The sequence below is a fragment of the Enterococcus sp. 3C7_DIV0644 genome, assembly GCF_002141235.1.
GTDB classification, from domain to species: domain Bacteria; phylum Bacillota; class Bacilli; order Lactobacillales; family Enterococcaceae; genus Enterococcus_D; species Enterococcus_D entomosocium.
On the sequence record NZ_NGLK01000001.1, the window covers coordinates 728,134 to 751,131 of the forward strand.

At 43.6% G+C, this 22,998-nt stretch carries 21 protein-coding genes; 5 read left to right on the forward strand and 16 right to left on the reverse strand.

Going from position 1 to position 22,998, the window contains the following annotated elements; genetic code table 11:
• Positions 1-17: 17 nt before the first annotated feature.
• From rsmA to A5877_RS03460, 3 genes are read right to left on the reverse strand one after another with little or no spacing between them, the layout of a single operon-like run.
• Entirely contained in the window at positions 18-905 is an 888-nt protein-coding gene (gene rsmA, locus A5877_RS03450; protein WP_005234815.1) for a 16S rRNA (adenine(1518)-N(6)/adenine(1519)-N(6))-dimethyltransferase RsmA, read from the reverse strand.
• The gene (gene rnmV, locus A5877_RS03455) at positions 902-1,474 is read right to left on the reverse strand and encodes a ribonuclease M5 (protein WP_005234813.1); all 573 of its coding nucleotides are present in this window, start codon (positions 1,472-1,474) and stop codon (positions 902-904) included. The genes rsmA and rnmV overlap by 4 nt, the downstream gene beginning before the upstream one ends.
• Positions 1,467-2,237, reverse strand: a complete 771-nt coding sequence (locus A5877_RS03460) for a TatD family hydrolase (protein WP_086316386.1) — start codon at positions 2,235-2,237, stop codon at positions 1,467-1,469. Before A5877_RS03460 ends, rnmV begins: the two co-directional genes overlap by 8 nt.
• A 185-nt stretch (positions 2,238-2,422) precedes the next feature.
• Here A5877_RS03460 and A5877_RS03465 point away from each other — a divergent pair, with 185 nt between their 5' ends.
• The 3 genes from A5877_RS03465 to A5877_RS17145 all read left to right on the forward strand — a co-directional run bounded on the left by A5877_RS03465 (position 2,423) and on the right by A5877_RS17145 (position 4,481).
• A complete protein-coding gene (locus tag A5877_RS03465) occupies positions 2,423-3,139 on the forward strand; it encodes a hypothetical protein (protein ID WP_008378928.1) in 717 nt (238 codons plus the stop codon).
• Between the two features lie 173 nt (positions 3,140-3,312).
• The gene (locus A5877_RS03470) at positions 3,313-4,173 is read left to right on the forward strand and encodes a metallophosphoesterase (RefSeq protein ID WP_005234806.1); all 861 of its coding nucleotides are present in this window, start codon (positions 3,313-3,315) and stop codon (positions 4,171-4,173) included.
• A 134-nt stretch (positions 4,174-4,307) separates the two neighbouring features.
• Entirely contained in the window at positions 4,308-4,481 is a 174-nt protein-coding gene (locus A5877_RS17145; protein WP_005234804.1) for a hypothetical protein, read from the forward strand.
• 27 nt (positions 4,482-4,508) lie between these two features.
• Here the strand turns inward: A5877_RS17145 and A5877_RS17430 are convergent, their stop codons facing one another.
• Positions 4,509-6,266, reverse strand: coding sequence for a metal ABC transporter permease subunit (locus tag A5877_RS17430; RefSeq protein ID WP_005234802.1), 1,758 nt, complete (start codon positions 6,264-6,266; stop codon positions 4,509-4,511).
• Between the two features lies 1 nt (position 6,267).
• The gene (locus tag A5877_RS03480) at positions 6,268-6,990 is read right to left on the reverse strand and encodes a metal ABC transporter ATP-binding protein (RefSeq protein ID WP_005234801.1); all 723 of its coding nucleotides are present in this window, start codon (positions 6,988-6,990) and stop codon (positions 6,268-6,270) included.
• A gap of 572 nt (positions 6,991-7,562) precedes the next feature.
• Between A5877_RS03480 and A5877_RS03495 the strand changes: the two genes are divergently transcribed.
• Positions 7,563-9,077 (forward strand): flavocytochrome c, encoded by a 1,515-nt coding sequence (locus tag A5877_RS03495; RefSeq protein ID WP_008378933.1) that lies wholly within the window; start codon positions 7,563-7,565, stop codon positions 9,075-9,077.
• 91 nt (positions 9,078-9,168) lie between these two features.
• Here A5877_RS03495 and A5877_RS03500 read toward each other — a convergent pair whose 3' ends face one another.
• The 4 genes from A5877_RS03500 to A5877_RS03515 form a co-directional block, all read right to left on the reverse strand.
• Positions 9,169-11,226: a beta-galactosidase gene (locus tag A5877_RS03500; protein WP_086316387.1), complete on the reverse strand. Its 2,058-nt coding sequence runs from the start codon at positions 11,224-11,226 to the stop codon at positions 9,169-9,171.
• 9 nt (positions 11,227-11,235) lie between these two features.
• Complete coding sequence (locus A5877_RS03505; RefSeq protein WP_016621567.1) at positions 11,236-12,090, reverse strand: sugar ABC transporter permease; 855 nt, start codon at positions 12,088-12,090, stop codon at positions 11,236-11,238.
• 1 nt (position 12,091) lies between these two features.
• Positions 12,092-13,327, reverse strand: a complete 1,236-nt coding sequence (locus tag A5877_RS03510; protein ID WP_016613570.1) for a carbohydrate ABC transporter permease — start codon at positions 13,325-13,327, stop codon at positions 12,092-12,094.
• Between the two features lie 139 nt (positions 13,328-13,466).
• Positions 13,467-14,738, reverse strand: a complete 1,272-nt coding sequence (locus tag A5877_RS03515; RefSeq protein ID WP_081343845.1) for an extracellular solute-binding protein — start codon at positions 14,736-14,738, stop codon at positions 13,467-13,469.
• Between the two features lie 255 nt (positions 14,739-14,993).
• Between A5877_RS03515 and A5877_RS03520 the strand changes: the two genes are divergently transcribed.
• Complete coding sequence (locus A5877_RS03520) at positions 14,994-15,992, forward strand: LacI family DNA-binding transcriptional regulator (RefSeq protein ID WP_086316388.1); 999 nt, start codon at positions 14,994-14,996, stop codon at positions 15,990-15,992.
• Between the two features lie 82 nt (positions 15,993-16,074).
• Here the strand turns inward: A5877_RS03520 and A5877_RS03525 are convergent, their stop codons facing one another.
• The 7 genes from A5877_RS03525 to A5877_RS03555 form a co-directional block, all read right to left on the reverse strand.
• Positions 16,075-16,596 carry a GNAT family N-acetyltransferase gene (locus tag A5877_RS03525; RefSeq protein ID WP_074535022.1) on the reverse strand — a complete coding sequence of 174 codons (522 nt, stop codon included), beginning with the start codon at positions 16,594-16,596 and terminating at the stop codon, positions 16,075-16,077.
• Between the two features lie 17 nt (positions 16,597-16,613).
• Positions 16,614-17,375 (reverse strand): YibE/F family protein, encoded by a 762-nt coding sequence (locus tag A5877_RS03530; RefSeq protein WP_016621571.1) that lies wholly within the window; start codon positions 17,373-17,375, stop codon positions 16,614-16,616.
• The gene (locus tag A5877_RS03535) at positions 17,372-18,403 is read right to left on the reverse strand and encodes a YibE/F family protein (RefSeq protein ID WP_086316389.1); all 1,032 of its coding nucleotides are present in this window, start codon (positions 18,401-18,403) and stop codon (positions 17,372-17,374) included. Before A5877_RS03535 ends, A5877_RS03530 begins: the two co-directional genes overlap by 4 nt.
• A gap of 168 nt (positions 18,404-18,571) precedes the next feature.
• Positions 18,572-19,531 carry a D-2-hydroxyacid dehydrogenase gene (locus A5877_RS03540; protein WP_086316390.1) on the reverse strand — a complete coding sequence of 320 codons (960 nt, stop codon included), beginning with the start codon at positions 19,529-19,531 and terminating at the stop codon, positions 18,572-18,574.
• Positions 19,528-20,859 carry an APC family permease gene (locus A5877_RS03545; RefSeq protein WP_086316391.1) on the reverse strand — a complete coding sequence of 444 codons (1,332 nt, stop codon included), beginning with the start codon at positions 20,857-20,859 and terminating at the stop codon, positions 19,528-19,530. Before A5877_RS03545 ends, A5877_RS03540 begins: the two co-directional genes overlap by 4 nt.
• A gap of 123 nt (positions 20,860-20,982) precedes the next feature.
• Positions 20,983-22,203 (reverse strand): sugar MFS transporter, encoded by a 1,221-nt coding sequence (locus A5877_RS03550; RefSeq protein WP_042890478.1) that lies wholly within the window; start codon positions 22,201-22,203, stop codon positions 20,983-20,985.
• A 188-nt stretch (positions 22,204-22,391) separates the two neighbouring features.
• Complete coding sequence (locus tag A5877_RS03555) at positions 22,392-22,991, reverse strand: YitT family protein (protein WP_005234774.1); 600 nt, start codon at positions 22,989-22,991, stop codon at positions 22,392-22,394.
• Positions 22,992-22,998 lie beyond the last annotated feature (7 nt).

Below are 22,998 nucleotides of genomic sequence, written 5' to 3' on the forward strand. Positions count from 1 at the left end.
ATCCGTTTTTATAGAAGTTATCCTTTGCGCGCTTGCATTTCATTGCTTAATTTGGCAAATTCCGCTAACGACAGCGTTTCTCCACGACGTTTCGGATCGATCCCACTTGCTTCTAAACTGTCTGCCAACCACTGTTTGGTTTCTTCATCTTTTCCATAGCTATTTTGCAAATTGTTCCAAAGGGTTTTACGACGCAACTGAAAGGCTGCTTTCGTTAATTTAAAGAACTCTTTTTCATCGGTGACTGCGACCGCTGGTTGTGGACGGCGCGTCAATTTCAAAATAGCCGAATCAACATTCGGTTGGGGTACAAAAACGGTTTTCGGGACGATGAATGCCAGTTTTGCTTCCATGTAGTATTGCACAGCGATCGACAACGAGCCATAGGCTTTGGTCCCGGGAACTGCTGAGATTCGATCAGCCACTTCTTTTTGCATCATCACGACCATTTCATCTACTGGTACCTGAGACTCTAAAAAGTGCATCATGATAGGCGTAGTAATATAATAAGGCAGATTTGCGACAACTTTTAATGAAGCAGCCGTATCGCTGAATTCTGACCGAATGGTCGTTGATAGGTCTGCTTGCAAGACATCTTGATGAATGATCTTTACGTTTGCGTAAGGCTGCATCGTATCAGCTAATACAGGGATCAACCGATCATCGATTTCAAACGCCAACACTTGCTTGGCCTGTTTTGCCAACTGTTCGGTCAGCGCACCGATTCCAGGTCCAACCTCAATGACGTTTGTCGTTTCGTCGATGCCTGCTGTTTCTACGATTTTCCGTAAAATATTCGGTTCTGTTAAGAAGTTTTGTCCTAAACTTTTTTTAAAGGTAAAGCCATGTTTCGCTAAAATCTCTTTGGTTCTTGAGGGGGTTGCTATATCCCGTTCTTCCTTCACAATTCTTCCTCCACTGTTTTCATAGCTTCTGCCAACTCTGCATCGGTGATACGAAACATTGCCAGCCGCTTCTCTAATTGTTTGCCGTTCGTATAGCCGATGCGTAAAAGATCTCCTAGCCGCTCTCGTTTCTCTTTTGCTCCAGCGCCTGCGATCAAGCCATACGCTAATAACTGTTGGCGATCAATGGTTCCTTCACTGACTTCATTTGAAGCAATCGGGGTTACGACTTTTCGCAAGGCTTCTTTCAATGCTTCATGGCTGGCGTGTTCCACGCCCAAACTGCCTTTGCTTTTCGGTGCTGCCTGACTGCGCGGTAAAAAGGCATGCTTGGCATCCGGAACCACTTCCATAATGATTTTGCGGATCTTTTCTCCCGAAAAATCGGGATCGGTAAACACGATGACCCCTCGTGTCTCTTGGGCATGCTCGATTTGATCAAGGATCGTATCATCGATCGCTGAACCGATCGTTTCGATCGTATCTACTTCGAACACTTCTTGCAATCGACGGGTGTCGTCTTTGCCTTCGACGACAATGATTTCTTCGATTTTCGGTTTATCAGTCATTGATCCTAAACAAGCGGTGGGCATTTTTTGTCGTGTAGGCCGCAACATCAGCGACCGCTTCTTCCCGCAGCTCCGCGATTTTATCCACCACATAATGGGTATAGCCGGGTTCATTGCGTTTGCCGCGATAAGGAACAGGGGCTAAATACGGCGCGTCAGTCTCAACGAGTAGCCGATCTTGTGGCACGACTAGTGCAGCTTCTTGTACCTCCGTAGCCTTTTTGAAGGTCACGACACCACTAAAGGAAATGTACATTCCTAGATCCAAGAACTTTTTCGCCCATTCTCCGTCTCCACTAAAGCTGTGCATAATACCACCGATTGTTTGGACTTTTTCATCCTTTAAGATCGCATAGGTATCTTCTAAGGCTTCACGGGTATGAATACTGATGGGCAGCTGATGTTCACGAGCGATTGCCATTTGCCGACGAAAGACCTTTTCTTGAACTTCTTTCGGATCTTCCATCCAGTGGTAGTCTAAACCGATTTCACCTAGGGCAACGACTTTTGGTCGTTCCAAGCGCTCTTGCAAATAGGTTTCTACGTGTGGGGTATAAGAACCAGCTTCGGTGGGATGCCAACCGATAATGCTGTAAATGCCAGGATATTCTTTGCTTAATGCTAACGATTTTTCAATCGTTGGCTGATCGAAACCGACGACCGCCATCTCCGTTACTCCTAGTTCTTGCGCACGGGCGACCGTTTCGGGAATGTCTTCGTTAAACTGTTCTGCATTCAAATGTGTATGAGAATCAAAAATCATGAAATCTCCTCCTTAGTCCTTCTATACTCTAGCATATTTTGACGGTTTAAGAAACGAATCCTCTTCGCTTTTTTCAGCAGTTTAAGAAAACTTTCAGCAAGCAAAAAAAATCCGCCCAAAGTTGGAGGACGCCGAAGCTGATTTTCTCTATACTGAGTGTAACGAAATCGTATGGAGGTGGAAATATGGAACGATCAAAAATTGATCCCGGCCGCTTTTTTTCTGGCCAAAAAGCAGCAGCTAAAGGCACGTTAAAACATCAATATCATTACTATCGGCAGCAAAATGCCCATCAAGCATTCAATAGCGACTTTCAGCGAAATTTCCAGCAAGATTTCCCCAATTTTGCTACATGGCTAAAACTACAGCAGCAGACGCCACAAAAGAATCAAACAGCGACTTTTTCTCACTGGTTATTGGTTGGTTTCTTCGGACTTTTGACGGCAGCAAGTTTTTCGCAACAGCTCTTATTCCTACTTTTTGTCTTTGTCATAGCTGCTCTCGTCAAAGGCCCAGGCATGATCTTATGGGGCATCGTTTATTCCTTCTTAGTTAGTCTGTTCCCTCCATTGGGTATCGTTCTTTCTGGCTTGTTTTTCTTACTGACCTTGCGTCAATTAACCAAAAATGTCACTTTCGTTTTGACTGCATTGTACTTTTACGGCTATCCGTTTGTCATCACAGCCCTCCAGCACTTCACGAATTGGGACCCGCAATGGCTGTGGGTCGGTAGTATCGGTTTTGCCTTGATCAGTGGCCATTTTGTCTTACAGCAAAACTATCCCTTTGCTTCAAGTAAAAGTCTCGCATGGGCGATCATCTCTGTCCCTTATGATTGTGTCATGGCTTTGATCCCTGTCAAACACAAGGCACGCTTCAAACGATTGGTGAAAATCAAATAATTGCGATCTAGGATACAAAAGATAGGCTGTTGCAGCTTCTTTTGTATCTTTTTTAATGGAAAAATCAAGCGAAATACGATGGATATTTTTTGTTATTTTTGCTTCCGTATGATTGCTTTTTTTGTAAGAATCTACTATGCTAGAAACTAGCAAATCAAAAAAGGAGCCACGCCATGTACACCCTCATTCTTATTGCATTCCTCCTTACGGGCTTGCTAGTTTACTCCTTTATTATTGAACCGCATCTTCTCAAACAACGGCATTATCTCATAAAAAAAGACAAGCGCACCGTCTTAGATATTTCAAAAGCTTATGACCTTTACCAAGCAGAAAGCAATATCGTGATTGCCCATATCAGTGATCTCCATTTTTCTCGTTGGTTTAAACCAAGACGAATGAATCGCATCATTCGATCAACGATCCAAAACAAGCCGGATCTGATCATCATCACGGGGGATCTGATCGATAATTATAAAAAATGGCCGCATCGTTCAACCAAGCGACTGATCGAAAAGCTGAAAAAATTGCAAGCGCCTCTGGGTAAGATCGCAGTTATGGGGAACCATGACCATTTGAATGACGGTCATTACTTTGTTAAGGAAATATACCAGCATGCAGGGTTTACCTTACTTGATAATGAGTCGGTTTTTGGTTCTGATGACAAGACGTCGATGAATATTGTCGGTATCGATATAGAAAGTCCGAAAGTCAGTTTTACCTATGAAGCAACCTTAGCAGAATGGCAGCTGCTTTTGCTCCATGAACCCGATTATGTTTCTCGGATCACCAATCTGCCAAACTACGACTTGATTCTTTCTGGCCATAGCCATGGCGGGCAGATTCGCTTGCCTTTTTATTATGCGAAAACAAAGGGCGCGTTGAAATATACCGATGGGCTCTACCTTTTAGGAAATGAGACCTTATTGAGTGTTTCCAGTGGGGTCGGTATGACCAAGATTCCCGCCCGACTCGGCGTCCCGCCAGAGATCCTTTATTACCATTTAGAACCGCAACAGCAATTGAACGTTTCTTAACTGTTCATCGTTGTAATTGGGAAAAAATCAGCAAATCGTTTCAGCAAACGTTCGATTCGCTGATTTTCTTTTTGCCCCTATCGTGTTAAAATATACCAAATAAATACTTTTAAACAATTAGGAGGAACCAAAAAATGGTCATCTCAGGAACACTCTGGTTTTTGATCGCCTTCTTTGCTTATACAGCCTATGTTTACGGTCAGGGGTTGTACTTTCCTGTCATCGCATTTCTTGCTGCCTTGATGGGCTGCGGATTTTATCTCTTTGCTTTTCTCCAGCACAAAAATACAACGAAAAAACATCCTTAGCCAGAACGAGCTAAGGATGTTTTTGTATTATTGATTCAAGCCTTGATAAATCGTCTCGAGATTCCACTTCATCATGTTATAGTAGCTGTCGCCTTCTTCTCCCGGTTCTGCAATCGAATCGGTAAAGACGGTTCCGAAAATCGGAATGCCCGCATCACGAGAAACACTTTGCATTGGACGAGTATTGACGCTGCTTTCGACAAACAAGGAAGCGACGGCTGAGTTTTGCAGCTGATCCACTAAGTTTTTGATTTGCGCAGGGGTACCTTCTTCTTCGGTATTGATTTCCCAAATATAGGCAGACGGTACACCATAGGCTTTAGAGAAGTATTTGAAGGCTCCCTCACTGGTGACGATCAATTTCTTCTCTTCAGGAATCGATTGGAAGTTTTCCTTCGCTTGCTGATCCAGTTCTTCTAATGAAGCCAAGTAGCGTTCAAGGTTTTCTTCATAGAAAGAGCGATTGTCAGGGTCCTTTTCACTCAGACGTTGAGCGATGTTACGGGCATAGATCATGCCGTTTTCTAGATTTAACCAGGCATGAGGATCGGCTTTGCTGTGGTCTTCATCATCAGATAAATAAAGCACATCCACGCCATCACTGACGGCAAAGTAATCTTCATTTTCTACCTTATTGGCATTGTTCATCAATTTGGTAAACCAGCCATTGCCGCCAGTTTCTAGATTCAAGCCGTTGTAAAGGATAAGATCAGCATCGGTCGCTTTTCGAACATCTTCCACTAAAGGTTCATATTCATGGGGATCACGCCCCACTGGTACGATACTGTGAAGATCGATTCGATCACCGGCAATGTTTTCCGTAATATCAGCAATGATCGAATTGGTCGCTACTACTGAAAGTTTCCCTTCTGTTTGATCCATCTGTCCGTTTTGCTGTGCCAAAAAGAAGCCACCGGCTACAGCTGCCGTTGCTAAAACCGCTGTCGCTGACCAGCGCTTGACTGGACTGGTCTTTTGTTTGGGTGAGAACAAGAAACCGATCACGAAAAAGGCTCCTGCGGTCAAAACGATACTTGATCCTGCGGCAATATTAAAGCTGTACCCGATAAACAAGCCGATAAATGAGGCGAGACCACCTAAAACCCCTGCGATGATCATCATATGCTTCAATTGTTTTGTATATAAATAAGCCGTTGCTGCTGGAGTGACTAATAAAGCCACGATCAAGATCGTTCCGACGCTTTGCATCGCTGTCACTGAAACCAAAGTTAATAAGAACATCAATAAGTAGTGATAGGCTTGCACTTTCATCCCAAAAGCCTTTGCCATCATCGGATCAAAAGACGTGATCAACAGTGGACGGAAGAAAAGGATGATCACTGCCAGCACAAGGATAGCGATAGCGATCGTCAGCCATTTGTCGCTATCTTGTACCGCTAGCACATTCCCAAACAAAATGTGAAACAAATCAGTCGAACTGTTTGCTACCCCAATCAAGATAACCCCTAAAGCTAGAAACGAACTAAAGGTGATACCGATCGCCGTATCACTTTTGATCAGGCTGTTATTGGCGATATAGGTAATAATCATGGAAGCCAAGATCCCAAAGAAGATTGCCCCGACAAAAAAATGAACGCCGAAGATATAAGACAAGGCTACCCCTGGTAAGACCGCATGAGAGATTGCATCCCCCATCAAGGACATCCCTCGTAAGATAATAAAACAACCGATCACCCCTGCGACGATTCCGATCGCGACTGCCGTGATCAAGGCATTTTGCAAGAAATGATAGTTACTTAAACTGGTAAAAAAGCTTGTCAACATGTTAAACGCCTCCTTTCACGATGATCGCATCGCCAAATGTTTGCTTCAAATTGCTTTCGGTAAAGACTTCACTCACTGGGCCCGCAGCGATCAGGGTTTGATTGAGAAAAACCAAGTAATCAAAGTATTCGGTGATTTTCCCCAGATCATGATGAACGATAAAAATCGTCTTTCCGGCATCTCGCAAGTTACGCAACAGGCCGACGATGATCGCTTCACTGGTGGCATCGATCCCTACAAAGGGCTCATCGAGGAAGATATAGTTAGCATCTTGCACCAACGTTCGAGCAATCAAGACCCGCTGAAACTGCCCACCGGACAATTCCCCAATCTGACGCTCCGCAAAGGATTCCATTTCTACCGCTGCCAGAGCGGCTGTCACTTTCTGCCAATCGTTGGCTGACATTCTTTGGAACATGCGCATCTTAGGATACAAGCCTAAAGATACGACTTCTTTGACTGTGATCGGAAACGTGTAATCAACCGCAGTCTTTTGTTCGACATAGGCAATTTCCTTTTGAAAGTCTTTTAACGCTTTTTTGTTGACACTCATGTTCCCACTGGAAGGGATCAACTTCAACGCCGCTTTGATCAGCGTCGACTTCCCTGCCCCATTTGGTCCGATGATCCCTACGATCGCTGGTTTCTCTACTTGAAACGACAAATCCGAGATCACTTGATGATTGCCATCATAGGCTGCGGATATTTCTGAAAAAGTAATCATTATTTTCACTCCATTTCCATAGTTAAGGATAGTTTATTTATTTTTTAGGTAGACCTAACTTATTTTTATTATACAAGAAAGGATTGGTTTTGCAAGACAGTTCTCTTGATTTTTTTAAGAAACACCGCAATTTTTTGGCAATGGTTCTTGAAACCCAAGATTCTATCTCTATTTATTGAATAAAAATTGGCGACCACAAATACTGATTCCACTAATTTCTTTCTATCTTTTGATCGCAAAGCGTTTAATTTATTTTCAATAAAAGAGATCGTTCCTCGGCACCTCAGTGACGTACTTTTTTTCAATAACAGAAAAGAGAAAAATCAAATCTCATTTCATACTCCCTTCATGATTAATACCAAACAAATCAAAGAATCAGTAATTCTTCTATTTCCACAAATTCACGAATCTACTCTTTTTTATGATGACCAAGAAACCCTTTCATCTCGACTAAAACGCTTTATAAATTAAACTTTTCTAATTATTATGTGATTTTTCGAACAAAACCTAAAAATAACATGACAACTATGTTAGTCTTTGATTTGGAAAAAGTTTTAGGAGGAATAAAAACAATGAAGAAAATTTTCCAAACACTATTAGTCCTAACCTCGTTAGCAACTTTGAGTGCTTGTGGCGCTGATTCACAAACAAGCAGCAGCACAAGTACTGGTTCATCTGCTAATGAAGAAACAGATGCAACTTCCGCTGCATCTGGTCAAGAATACACAGACCCTAGCGAACTTGCAGACAGCTACGATGTCGTGATTGTCGGTGCGGGTGGCGCTGGAATGGCCGCTGCGATCCAAGCAAAGGAAGCTGGCGCAAACCCAGTTATTTTAGAAAAAATGCCAATTTCTGGTGGGAATACATTGAAATCTTCTGCAGGAATGAACGCTTCAGAAACCAAATTCCAAGAAGCAGAAGGCATTGAAGATTCAAACGATCTATTCTATGAAGAAACATTAGCTGGCGGTCACAACACCAATGATGAAGAATTGTTGCGCTACTTTGTGGATCATTCAGCAGAAGCGATCGATTGGTTAGATTCCATGGGTATCACTTTAGACAACTTAACAACGACTGGCGGGATGAGTGAAAAAAGAACGCACCGTCCATCTGATGGTTCCGCGGTTGGGGAATACTTAGTTGATGGCTTGATGCGCAACATCCATGAATTGGAAATCCCAATTTTTGTAAATGCCGATGTCAAAGAAATCAATGAAGAAGATGGTCAAGTCAACGGGGTGACCGTTGAAGTAGAAGGAAACGAACAAACCATTGATGCCAAAGCAGTTGTCGTTACAACAGGCGGTTTCGGTGCCAATTTCGACATGATCACCGAGTACAAACCAGAATTGGCAGACTACGTGACAACGAACCAAGAGGGTTCGACTGGTGATGGAATCAAAATGATCGAAGCGTTAGGCGGACAAACGGTTGATTTAGAGCAAATCCAAATCCACCCAACAGTGGATCAGTCTAAATCACTGTTGATCACTGAAGCTGTCCGTGGAGAAGGCGCGATCTTGGTCAATCAAGAAGGCGAACGGTTCTTCAATGAAATGGAAACACGAGACAAAGTCTCTGAAGCGATTATTGCCCTACCTGAAAAATCGGCAACGTTAGTTTTTGATGCAGGTGTCAAAGAACGCGTAACAGCCATTGATTTTTACGAGCAACAAGGGTTAGTCAAATCCGCTGACACGATTGAAGAATTGGCAAAAGAATTGGACATGCCAGAAGCAGCGCTTGCTGAAACGATCGCTACCTGGAACAGCAGTGTAGCTGCTGGTGAAGACGAAGCCTTTGGACGCAGCACAGCAATGGACAACGATTTGTCAACAGGACCTTACTATGCCATTGCCATCGCTCCTGGTATCCACCACACGATGGGCGGCGTGAAGATCAACACCAACACAGAAGTGATCGCTACGGATAACGAGATCATTCCAGGTCTTTTTGCAGCCGGTGAAGTAACTGGTGGGTTGCATGGTGAAAACCGAATTGGCGGTAATGCCGTTGCCGATATCATCATCTTCGGACGCCAAGCAGGAACAAAAGCTGCCGAATTTGCGCAAGAAAATTAAAACACTCTCTATAAAAAAGAAGTACTTACGCTTTTCATCAGCGTTAGTACTTCTTTTTTCTCATATAATTGACACAATAGTTTTATTGATCTTATGCTGTCACTTTGATGATCTGCACCTCATAAGGCGCCAACTGAAGAAGTTGGTTTGTCGTTTTTCCTGTAAGCAAGTCGATTCCTGAAGTTGCTACCTCTACTTCTTGATTTTCTTCGGAAAAATTCATCACAAAATAATAGGTGGTCGGAGCGAGCTGCTCTTGCTGACTTTCTCTACTTTGAATCGACACGTTCGTTGAACCTTGGCGGACCCACTCAATTTGTAAGCGAAGCTGTTGTGTTACTTCTTGATAGAAGTCTTCCAAAAAGGCTTGATCCGTCCGTCCCCCGAGATAGTAGGCACTTCCTTCACCATAATCATTTACGGTCACTGCAGCTTGACCTTGATAAAAATCTGCACCGTACACCCCTAACGTTTGGGCGGTGTTTGTTTGGACAATACTACAATAATCATGAATTTGGTACTGCTGCTCCTTCATTAAAAGCAGATTTTTTTGTTTCGGATATAACGTATCGATTTCTTTCACAGACACACCAAACAGTTCTTCTAACTCTTGGGGCCAGCCCCCTAAATAGGTCAAGTCCGTTTCATTCACGATCCCCGTCAAATAAGTGGAAACCAGTGTCCCGCCATTTTTCGTATACTGTTGAAATTTTTTCATAGTTTCTTTTGGTAAGAGGTAAAGCATCGGAGCGATGATCAATTGGTAAGCATCAAAGTCATGGTCTTTCGTGATGACATCAACCACGATGTCATGATCCCAAAAATAGCGATAATGCTCTTGCAACGTTTGTGGGTAGCGTTTGCTCTCCAAACCAAAACCTTGCGCATCATTGAGCGCCCAATTGTTATCCCAATCATAGATGATCGCCACTTTGGCTTTTTTGTGCAATCCTTTGATTTCTTTGATTTCTTCTAAGGCTTTCCCCACTTCTGCTACATCTTGAAAAACACGATTTTGCTCGTCGTTGTCATGGTCCACGACGGCCCCATGGAACTTCTCAGACGAGCCTCGAGATTTCCGCCATTGGAAATAAAGATTACTGTCTGAACCGTGAGCAATAAATTGCATAGAAGACAAAAGATGCATCCCGGGACGTTTCGTGCGATTGACTGGATGCCAATTCACACCACTAGGGGTTGATTCCATGATCAAAAATGGTTGCTTTTTCAAGCTACGATATTGATCATTGATAAACCCAACCTTACTTGCCAAATCAGCTGTCGTTCCCCAATCATTATGCCAAGCAGGATAACAGTCCCAACTAATGACATCCACATGCTGGGCAAATTTTCCATAATCAAGACTATAAAAGGGAATCAAATCACGGGTATCTGCCATGAAATTCGTTGTGATCGGCACATCTGGAGACAAACGACGAATGTCTTTGATCTCATGTTCATAGAAATCAATAGTCTGATCGGTTACAAAACGATGCCAGTCTAGATTTAGTCCATGAACTTGCATTTCGCCGATCGGTGAAGGAGATTCGATTTGCGACCAATCGGTGATGGTATGGCTCCAGAACGGTCCCCACCAGGCCTCATTCAAGGCTGCTAGCGTTTGGTACTTCTGCTTGACCCACTGACGAAAGTTTTCTTGGCAAATAGGACAATGACAATCTCCAGAATACTCATTGGAAATATGCCACATCAATAGTGCTGGGTGATCGTGGTAGCGTTCAGCTAATTTCCGATTGATGATCGCCACTTTCTCACGATAGATTGGCGAAGAAAAGCAGTGATTGTGTCGCCCACCGTGTAACATTTTTTCCCGTTTTTCATTGGTCCGGAGAACTTCAGGGTATGCTTTAGACAACCAGGCAGGACGCGCGCCGCTTGGCGTCGCTAAAATGACGTTACTGTTTCGTTCGGCAAGCTCATCCATGATTTTGTCTAACCATTCAAATTGAAACACCCCTTCTGCTGGCTCTAAGGCACTCCAAGCAAAAATACCAAGGGAAAATGTATTAGCATGAGCTTTTTCCATTAGTTCTAAATCTTTGGCTAAGATCTCGGGATAATTTAGCCACTGGTCAGGATTATAATCCCCACCATGTAAAAAGCGTTCTTCTAAGTTATATCTTGTCATCTTCTCTTCCTATCCTTTTGTGCCGCCAGCGGTCAAACCGGAGACAAAATGTTTTTGTAATGCAATAAAGACGAGCGCGATCGGAATACTGATCAAAATGGCCCCTGCCGCAAAAGTCGTATAGCTGGCACCCATTTTATCCGTGACTAATTTGTATAACCCGATGGGTAATGTATAGTACTCAGGATTACGTAAAATCACTGAAGACAGGGCAAAGTCTCCCAGTGGTCCGGTGAAACCATTCATGGCAACCACTGCCAGCATTGGTCGAGATAATGGAATCAAAATTTGCCAGAATATTCGCGTATTGCTTGCGCCATCTATCTTGGCACTCTCGTCTAAATCTAACGGGATCGAGTCAAAATATCCTTTCAATAAGTACGTGTTCATGGGAATCTGACCCCCAACGTAAATCAAGATCAGCAACCAATGACTATTGATCAAGCCGAGCATTTGCGCCAGTACAAAAATTGCGATCAAGGCAGAGAACTGCGGGATCATTTGTAGTAGTAAGAACAGCATCAATCCATTTTTACGGCCTGTAAAACGAAACCGTGAAAAGGAATAAGCCGTCATGGAGACAAAGATCAGTGACAGGAACATAGTGCATACACTGATTTTCAATGAATTCAAATACCATTGACTATAATATAGCGAGTTGTCGCCAGCAAACAATTTCGTGTAGTGACTTAATGTCGGACTCGTCGGAATCAGACTCGTACTTATTAAACTGTTCCCAGGATTAAAACTAGCACCGATCGTCCATAGTAAAGGGTAGACGATCACCACTACCGTAAAAATCAGTACGAGATATGTCAAGGATAGGCGGACAAATTTTTGTTTTTTCATACTTGCTGCCTTCATGTTATCCAACCTCCTTGAATGAATTTGTTCGACGGAATTGCCATAAAGCAATCGCGATTACGACGATCGATAAGAGAATCGTCAATGCTGCTGCTAGTGCATATTGACTATTTTGCATCGTGAGCTTATAGATCCATGAAACCAAAATATCGGTACCACCAGCGGTCGAACCAGGAACTGCCGGCCCACCAGAATTAAACAGATAAATGATATTGAAATTGTTGAAGTTAAACGTATATTGCGTAATCAAAATTGGTGCCATTGCATAAAGCAGTAATGGCAATGTGATTCGTCGGAATTTTTGCATAGCTGAAGCACCATCGATGGTCGCCGCCTCATACAAATCATCAGGAATGGATTGCAGCGTCCCTGTAGTCACGATAAAAATATACGGAAAGCCTAGCCAGCCTTGAATCAGTAACAAAGCTAAACGGGTCCAATTCGCACTCGTTAGCCAAGGAATCGGTGAAATCTGGAAGAAATTCAAAATCGTATTATTGATCGCACCAAAGGAATCATTGAACATTCCTGAAAATACCAAGATCGTAACAAATCCCGGAACTGCCCATGGGAGGATCAAAATCGTTCGAAAGAACTTTTTGAATCGTAGTTCTTTTTGATGCACCAGCACCGCTAAAAATATTCCGATAGAAACTTGTAACGTTGAGGCGATCAAGGTCCAGATAACTGTCCAGCCTAGAACATTGAAGAAGGTACTACGCCAAATATCGACAGTAAAAATCTTCTTAAAGGTCTCTAATCCCACCCAATCTGCTAAATTGGCAGGTGCAGAATGATACAGATCATAGTTCGTAAAAGCTAACGCGATACTAAAGAGAATCGGAAAAATAACAGAAAACACGAGTAAGAAAAATGCTGGGCTACTCATTAAATAAGGATAGCCTTCTCTTAATAGTGCCTGGTAGCTTTCACGGATAGAGTTGACTGGTAGCTCATTGTCTCTTAATTCGCCGTTTTTATAGGCATCACGGATGTTTAAATAATAGAACAACAGACCAAAACCGATGACGATCAAGGCAACTAATCCTTCTGCTAATAAAAAGATGGAATTGTCTCTCGGCACTTCCACGCCTAATGTCACGATGCCCCAAAGTCCCATATTAAATAAATCTTTAAAGACGACAAGATACATAGCAAAAAAGAAGAAAAATAAAGCGCCTTTGATTTTTTGCCGATTATAAAATTGACCGAATCCTGGTATTATCGAGAATAGCATTGCTCGTTTTGCATACGACTGCGTGTTTTTCACATTTTCGCCCCCTGTAAGAAAAAGCCGCTGACAAACGTTTCGTTCGGCATTACTTGATTCCTAGTGCTGAATCACCATCCGAAACGTTTGTCCTCGTAACGACTTTTTAGTTTTGAATTGCTGCAATGGCTGATTTGATCTGATCGACTGCCTGTGGTAGAGCTGTTTTCGGTTCAGCCTTTCCAGTAGCAATGGTTTGCAATGCGGCATCCATTGGTTCCCATACTGAATTCATTTCAGTGATCCCTGGTGTTAGTTCTGCGTGTTGGGACTGAGCGGCGATGGCTGCAGCACTTTCACTTTCTTGAACTGATGGATCATCTGCCAAAGAAGCAACCGCTGGTACTTCTTGTGTTTTTTCATAACGGACTTTTGAATTCTCCTCATTGCTGATAAATTTCACGAACGCTTCAGCTAATTCAGGGTTTTGGGAATAGCTACTTACGTTGTAGCTTTTGACACCGATAAAGGAGCCCATATGTTCACCATTCCCTAATAATGGCAATTCTTTCACACCATAGTCGATGCCCGCTTCTTTATAAGGAGACAAGTTCCATGGTCCCGAGACGACAGCTGCAGCTTTTCCTTCCGTAAATAAAGAGTCCAACACATTGATTCCTTGTTCACCGACCAATCCGGATGGAAAAACACCTGCATCATAAAACTGTTGGATATAGTCCGCTCCTTCGATCGCACCTTCATTAGCTAATCCAATATCTTCAGGGTCATAGGATCCATCGGCATTCTCGCCAAAAACATAACCGCCATAACCGCTCAATACACCTTGTGCGTAATAAATTTGATCCCATAATGCCAGTAACCCATAACTGTCAGCACCTAAGACAGACTTGGAATACTCCAGCCACTCATCCGTTGTCTGTGGCAAGTCTTCTTCGGAAATTAGTTCTTTGTTATAATACAAAATTTGTGTTTCAACCGCTTTTGGTAAGCCGTAAACTTTGCCGTCAACGATTTGCGATTGCATTGCTGATTCTGTATACAGATCTTGTAGCGTTTGATCGACTGTTAATTCTTTCAACAACCCTTCGGTAACGGCTGTACCGATTTGATCGCCAGGAATCGTGATGACATCCGCACCTGTACCAGCGGGGCCATCCAATCGTAAATCTTCGATCTGTCCACCATAGGCTTTTTCGACCACTTTGATCGTCACATCGTGTTCTTCTTCAAATTGTTTGACTGCCTCTTCAATCCCAGTTGATTTTGCTTGGTCTTCCCAGACCAATAGATCATAGTCCTTACCGCTGCCACTATTTGCTGCAGTACTATCTGTCCCTTCGCTTTGTGGACCGCAAGCACCTAATCCTAAAGCTGCTACACTTAAAAAAAGAACTCGAGACATTTTTTTCATCATCATTTCTCCACCTTTTCTTTATTTTGCAAACGCTATCTTCTCGTTTATAATAAATTATTTTACTTAATATGTAAATAGTTTTACTAAATTAATTTCTTCAATGGAGTAAATAAACGGATAAAATCAAGGTTTATCACACAAATATTTTTTTCGAAATACCTCTATGTTACAAACTTCCACTATTCAGTAAATATATTTAGTAAATTCATTTACTTGGTAAAGTTGTTAGCGTATACTAGAAGAAAGAGGTGAAGAAGATTGGTTACAATAAAAAAAATTGCCGAGCAATCAGGCTTTTCACAAGCGACTGTTTCCCGATTATTGAAAGGCGACGAATCGTTGTCGATCGCAGCCGATACGCGTCAAAAAATTATTCATACCGCTTTATCACTAGGTTATGATCGCTCAAAAATAAAAACAACACTAGAAAAAATCGCCGTCCTTTTCTGGCTGACAGAACAAGAAGAGCTTCAAGATGTCTATTTTCGACAATTGCGAATCTCTTTAGAAAAATATGCGAAAATCAACAATTTGGAAATTCAACTGATCACCCATGAAGATGATGTTTTAGAAACATTGCAAGAGGTCGCGGGGTTTATTGGGATTGGCTCTTTCACTGAGAAAGAAACGCAGCAGTTCAAATCCGTTTGCCCCTATGGTGTCCTTTTGGAAATCAACCCCTGTCCAGAGCTGTTCGATACGGTCAAACCCGATACTGATCGAATGACGCAACTGGCGATCGATCTGTTTTTAACAAAAGGATACCGAAAGATCGGCTTTATTGGTGGCGCTTATCTAAATCCTGATACTCAACGTGCAGAAATGGATAGTCACGAGATCATCTTCCGTCAAACGCTGGCTCGTCGAGATGCGTTCGATGAGGCGTTCTTATTTAGTGGTGGCAATTTTTCCGTTGAAACCGGCTATCGTTTGGCGAAAAAAATGGTGGAATCCCTTGGTGACAATTTGCCAGAGGCGCTCTTTGTGGCTTCTGACACCGTCGCAGTTGGTGTGCTCCAAGCGTTAAATGAACGATCTATCATCATTCCTGATCGCTTGGAATTAATCAGTATCAATGACAATGAGATCGCAAAATTTGTGGCTCCCCCACTAACAACGTTTAACATCGATGTGGAGGAAATCGCCAAAACCGCGATCGATTTGCTGGTGGATCAGATCGTTCATCCTCGAGCGATCACCAAAACAGTCCTTTTAGGGGCTGAACTCATCGAGCGAAAAAGCTTTACGCAAGCTTAAAAAACGCCCCTAGAAAGTTAGAAAAAGCTAACTTCCTAGGGGCATTTCATTGTCTAAATCGAAAAAAGCATTCTTTCGTTTTTCACATCTCTTTCGCCACAGCATACACAAGATGCGGCATGTCCACTTGTCGATAGTGTTTAACAAAGCGATCCACCAGCTTCATTCCATTGCGCAATGCCACATTTATGGAGGCTTGATTGGTCTCACGAATGATCGAATAAACAATGGCGGCATTCAGCGTTGCAAACGCATAGTCTTTACAGGCCTGGGCGGCTTCTGTGGCAAACCCATGATGCCAGAAGTTCTTTTGAAACAAGTACCCAATTTCTAAAACGGCTTCTCCCTTGACGTCTTGCCATGTCAACCCGCATTGACCGATCGCTTGCCCGGATGCTTTCTCAATCACTAGCCACAAGCCAATGTGATCGTTTTGATAGTGTTGCAGCTGTTTGTCGATCCAACCAGTGACTTCTTGCTCACTGAAGGGTCCTTCATAGGCAATCATAACTTCTGGATCTTGCAAAATCTTTTCAATCGCTGGTCGATCGTCATGACTCATTTCTCGCAGCACTAATCGCTTAGTTTCAATTAGTGGTTCCATGGTGGTTGCGCTCCTTCCTATTCCATTCGGTTTCTTTTCAAAAAATACCAACTTGCTGCCCATGCGGTGATGGGTAAAATAATCACCGCTGCCAGCCCCGTGATCAAACAAACGATCAATTCTGAGACGAACGCCTTTGAATTGATCATTTCACCAAAGGAGATCGACAAATCTTGAAACCACGCAATCAACGCCAGATTACTTCCCATAAAGGCAAACAATAAGGTATTGATCGTCGAAGACAATACGTCTGATACCACTGTCATACTACTTTTACTTAATGCCTTGATTGAGACTTGCGGGTTTGCTTGAAAAAGTTCATAGGTCGCAGTGCTGATCGCCATACTCCCATCTGCCACCGCCCCCGAAAAACTCATCAAAATGATCACAGTCATCAATGTCTTAAAATCGATAGCTACATCAAAGGAATACATCGCCAACTCATCGAGTTCCTCTGCCGAAAACCCATGAAGATTCATTGCAGAGAGCACAAGAGGAAATAATAGTAGAAAAAGCCCTAGAAAGACCAACACACAGACAAAGGCAATTTTGGTTTTCTGATTGACGCCATTCACGAAAAACAAGGTGATCGCCGCCACGGCTAAAAAGGCAACACAAGCCGCTGGTATGATCGGTGCCCCTCGGTCAATCAGGACCAGAAGCGCTAGAAAGACAGCCACATTCATAAACAGACCAGTGACTTGAAACAGCCCTTCGATCCGAAAAACAGCGAAAGTCAGCAAGAGAAAAAGCAAGATCAACACAAACAAAACAGTCATTTTGCTTTCCTCCTATGCACTTCAAAACATAGAAGCGTCAACGGTACCGATAAAACCAACGCAAAGCCGCCGCATACTGTACGCACTATTTCTAAAGAAAGATGCATCGGCAATGCTTGCGAAAGCAGCCAGCCATTGGCTAGGTAAAACAATAGCGCTGGCATACTCCCACTTAAATAGGCAAACAACAAGACATTGATCATCGAAGAAGTCGTATCTTGCGCGATGGACCGACCGATCGCTAATCGTTCCTTGCGGCTCGTCTGGGGATTGATGCGTTGGATCTCATCTAAACTGGCAATCAGCATGACGATATTGTCCATGCTGGCACCAATCGCGCCAATCAGCAGACTCCCTAGATAGACACTGCGATACGGACGGGTCAGAAACGACATTTCTTCATAGCGCAACCCATGATCTTGCAAAAGATCCATGGCGAACCGACAGAGAAAAAACGCCAAGAGGACGCTGGCTAACGAGGCAATGATTTTGCGGCTGTCGATCGTACGAAAGCCATAGGAAATCCCCATCGTCAAAACCAACGAGACGATCGTAAAAACGATCATCAAAAAGACCAATGAAAAGGAGCTGTTGCCTTTGTGAAACCAAAGAAAAAGGAGCAGCAAGCCAGTATTCACAAAGATACTAAGCAAAGCCCGTAAGCCCTTTTTGCCACCAATTGCGACTACTGCCATCAGGAATAAGGCAAGGAAGAAAAAGAGATACCCATCCCGTTTTTGTGCTTGTACCTGCCAGCCATCCCCTTCTTTTTGCAAAAGCAGCTGTTGTCCGTTCTGATACAACGGATGAATCGCACCGTTGGGGGTGTATTGCGTAGTGACTGTCCGCAGTGCCCCAGCTTCTTCTCTGTTGCGAAGGATCCCTTGAATCTGCTGCTGGTCGGCGGTGACTTGAACCGTTTGTACTTCTATGATCGGCTGTGTATAAAAGCGACTGCTTTGGGTTTGGATCAGCCAGCTCAAGACCAGCAAGCTAACAAAGGCCGCTAGATAATAATACTTTTTCAAGACCGTCTCCTTTCTTTTTCAGCAAAAAAAGACTTAGACAAACCACCAGTCCTACGACCAATCACCTTGTGAGGCTGGCTGACTGGTCGAAATGGTTACTGTGTTGGCGAGACTAACTGCTTTGCTAGTCGCCTGCTTTGTCAAAGTCCTTTTAATTGCTCGTTTTGCTTACACGACATTTTGCGCTGTACCTGCTTTAAAGCCGCTTAAGTTCGCCACAGCGATCCCCATCAAACGACGTCGGGTTTCGACTGGCGCCCAAGCGATATGCGGCGTCAAATAGCAATTTGGTGCTTGCAACAAGGGATTGTCCGCTGCAATCGGTTCTTTCGAGACGACATCTGCCGCCAAGGCTGCGATCTGCCCGGTTTTCAGCGCTTCAGCAACTGCCGCTTCATCGATCAAGCCGCCACGGGCGGTATTGATCAGGATCGCAGAAGATTTCATTTGTGCCAATGCTGTGCGATCGATCATTTTTTCTGTCTCAGGAAACTGTGGAACATGAAGGCTAATGATATCTGCTTCTTGATACAGTTCCGCCAGCGAAACTTGTTTTGCCCAATCCGCTTGTGCTGGTTTTGGTCGATGATTAAAGTAGATTACTTTCAATTGAAACGCATGTGCGATCGTGGCAACTGCTTGAGCGATCGCACCATATCCAATCAGCCCAATCGTTTTGCCTGCCAATTCCATCAACGGTGTCTGCCAATAAGAAAAATCTTTGCTAGTTTGCCAGTCTCCCTGATGCACGGAACGATTATGGTGTCCCACTTGATTCGTCACTTCCAGCAGCAAAGCAAAGGTCGCTTGTGCCACTGCATTGGTACTGTAGCTAGGAATATTGGTCACGGTGATTCCTTGTTCTTTCGCTGCTGCCAAATCAACGACATTGTATCCAGTTGCTAATACCCCAATGTAGGTCAATTGCGGACATGCTTTGAGCACATCAGCGGTGATCGGCGTTTTATTTGTCAAAATCGCTTCGGCATCACCGATTCGCTCAATAATTTCTTGTTTATCTGTATATGAGGTACGATCATACACCGTCACCTCTCCTAATTCTTCAAACCCTTGCCAAGCCAAATCCCCTGGATTCAACGCATAGCCATCAAGTACAACGATCTTCATTCTTTCGCCCCTCTCGCTTTTCCTTTTGCTTTTCCATAAAAAACGGGAATTCCTAGTAACGTCACGCCGATTCCCACGACTGCTAACCACGTGTCAGTGATCAAGGTCATGATCAAGATAAAACAGCCGCCTAAAATCGCAATCAAGGGAATGATTGGATAGAAAGGAACTTTATACGGACGCTTCATCTGCGGTTCTGTTTTTCGCAAACGAAAAACTCCTACAAACAATAATACACTAAAGAACCACATAACAAAAACCAGCATATCGGTCAAGAGATCAAAGGTGCCTAAAAGCATCATGACACACGCGATCCCTAATTGTAAAAAGGCCGCCGCATAGGGTGCATTAGTGGTTTTACTTAAGGTCGCAAAGGTCTTGCTGAAAGGAATCTCATCTTCCAACGCCATCGCATATGGGACCCGCAAGCCAGTCATTGTATAGCCGTTCAATGCGCCATACACAGAGATCAAGATACCGCTCGTGACCAATTTTCCGCCAAAACTGCCGAACAAGGCCATCGCAGTTTCTGAGGCACTGTTCAAATTACCAGCGATTTGATCGATCGGCAATGTTTTTAAAAAGGCAACATTGATCAACACATACACCAAGGTAACAAAACTCAACCCAAAGATGATGGCTTTTGGCAAATCTTTTTCGGGTCGCTTCATTTCTCCAGCGACATTGCCGACCCCCATCCAGCCATCATAAGCAAAAAGGGTTGCTAAGAGGGCACTACTGATACCAGCTGCAAGGGATCCTTGAGTATTGGAAGAAAAATCCACCAATGAGACCGATACTTGCCCTGGTGTCATCAGGCCAGCCACGATAATCACCGCAATCGGAATCAGCTTGACTGCTAAGGTGACGGACTGGACTTGAGCTGCAGCTTTTGTTCCCAAAAGATTAATCAAGGTCACACTCGTTCCGGTCAAAATCGATAAAGGAAGCAAATAATTGCTAGGTAGATGAAATAAGTTCAAACATTGTGTTGCGAAAATAATACTTAAAGCCGCCACGTTCGCTGGAAAGTAAATGATACTTTGTGCCCAGCCTAATAAAAAGGAGGGTAATTTCCCATAAATTCTTTCGATATATCGAATAGGTCCGCCGGTCTCAGGAATCGCCGTCGCTAACTCTGCCACGGTCAAGCCGCCGCAAATCGTTAGAAAGCCGGCAAGCAGCCAAACCAACAAGGTCAATCCAGTCGATTGGGTCTGCTGGACCACAGCCGCTGCTTTGAAAAACACGCCGGCGCCAATCACCGTTCCCATTACTGTCGATAATGCCCCAAAAAAACTGATTTCTTTTTTCAATTGACTTTTCACAACATCACTTCCTTTTTAAATGAATAAGTCAAAGTATAGCGGATAGAAACTATCTTGACTAGAGGAATTTCAGAAAACAAAAAGCAAATACCATGAAAAGACGGCATTTGCTCCAAAATTTTTTTATTCTTTTGTGGATTCTTGAAAAACCAGCAACGGAAGCTGTCGTTTTTTGTGCATTTGTTGAACCAAATAAATTCCTGCCAGCAAGATGATCGGGAAAATGATCGCACCTAAAATCCCAACCTGCAGCTGTTGTCCCGTCCATTCGACGATGCTACCGACGACAGCGGGTCCGATCGAACATCCTAGATCTCCCGCTAATGCCAAATAAGCAAATAGCGCCGTCCCGCCGTTGCGAATGTATTGCGCAGAAAGACTAAAGACCCCCGGCCACATGATCCCTACGGCAAAACCGCTTAAGCCGCAGCCAAGGAACCCGATCAATGGCAATGAAGCAAAGCCGATCATCATATACGCCAGTAGGCAAAGCAAAACACTCAAAAACATAAAGCGTTTCAAATCGATTCGTTCTCCAAATTTGCCGTAAAGCAAGCGGGAGATCCCCATCATCAAGGCAAAAACCATCGGTCCTGCCAAATCGCCTAGTGTCTTACTAACACCTAAGCCCTGTTCAGCAAAGGTCGATGCCCATTGGCTGACTGCTTGTTCGCTGGCTCCAGCACAGACCATCATCACCAGAAACAGCCAAAAGCTTTTCAAGGAAAAGAGCTGCCGAGTGGTCAACCCTCGTTCTCCTTCGGCAACGATTGGCGCCAACGGGACTTTGGTAAAGAAAAACAAATTGACCAACGGGATCAGCGCCCAGACGATCGCTAAAATCGGCCACTGTTGAATACCGAACACCATGAAGAACGCCGTTGAGAACAAAACGACCCCCACGTACCCCCAGCAATAAAACGAGTGCAGCATGCTCATCGTTTTTTCCTTATGTTCCGTTGGACAGGCTTCAACGATGGGACTGACTAAAACTTCCAGCAAGCCACCGCCAATGGCATACAACAAAACCGCTGCTAATAATCCACTAAACGGGGTCGGAAACCATAAGGGAAAAATGGCTAAACCAATCAAGCCGATCGCTGCAAAAAAATGCGCCGCTACGATCGAAATACGATAGCCGATACGGTCTACAAAAAAGATTGCTGCAAAATCGACGGCTAACTGAGTCAAAAAGTTAAAACTGACCAACAAAGTTATCTGGCTGATTGGTAGCTGGTATTGGCTTTGAAAGGTCAAAAATAATAAGGGGGCAAAATTATTGATCACGGCTTGAACGATGTACCCTACAAAGCAAGCCGCAATCGTCGAACGATAACTTTTCATTTTCACTTCTCCTTTACTCGTCTTATCAGTATACCAAGTCCAATCAGTCGGGAACCATGGAGAAAACACTTTTTTTACCCAGAGAATCTTAAGGAAATCAGGATTCCTCTTTCTTCAGATGATTTCCTTAAATGGAAGCAGCAAAAAAGCTGCCCTCACAGACAGCTTTTTCCGACTTATTCTCAAGGCTAGGCGTTTTTCCTTCGGGCAGCGATGGTTTTCATGGTGGCTTCAAAGATTGGGCCAATAAAGACGATACACAAGAGAGTACCTAACCCCACACTGGCGCCTAACGCAAAACCGATCAAGACCATCGCAGCATCCAAGCCGATACGGATCGTTTTTTGGGTCAATTTGCTTCGTTTATAGATCAAGGCCGTCAAGGCTTCTAACGCCGCTGAACCTTTGTTGGAAGAAACGTAAATGCCGGCGCCGATGCCAAATAAGATCGGTGCAGCGAAAATAGCGATCCATGGGTAGAAAGGCAAATGAATTGATACTTTGTCCATCACTGGTTCAAAGATCCCAATCAACAAGCCTAAGCCGATCCCGTTGATAAAACTGCCAATGCCTAATTCGGCACGATCAAAGACTGCAACGATCAACAAAACAACAATGTTAAAACACAAACTGGCTATCCAAAAAGGGACATCGATAAAATTCAAAATTCCTAACAAAAACGTACTGATCGTATCATATCCTTGATGGGCAGTGATCAATAAGGATATGGCTAACGCAATCAGCCCGGTACCTATCAAAACTTGTGCAAATTTTTTGGTTTCTTTCACAACATCA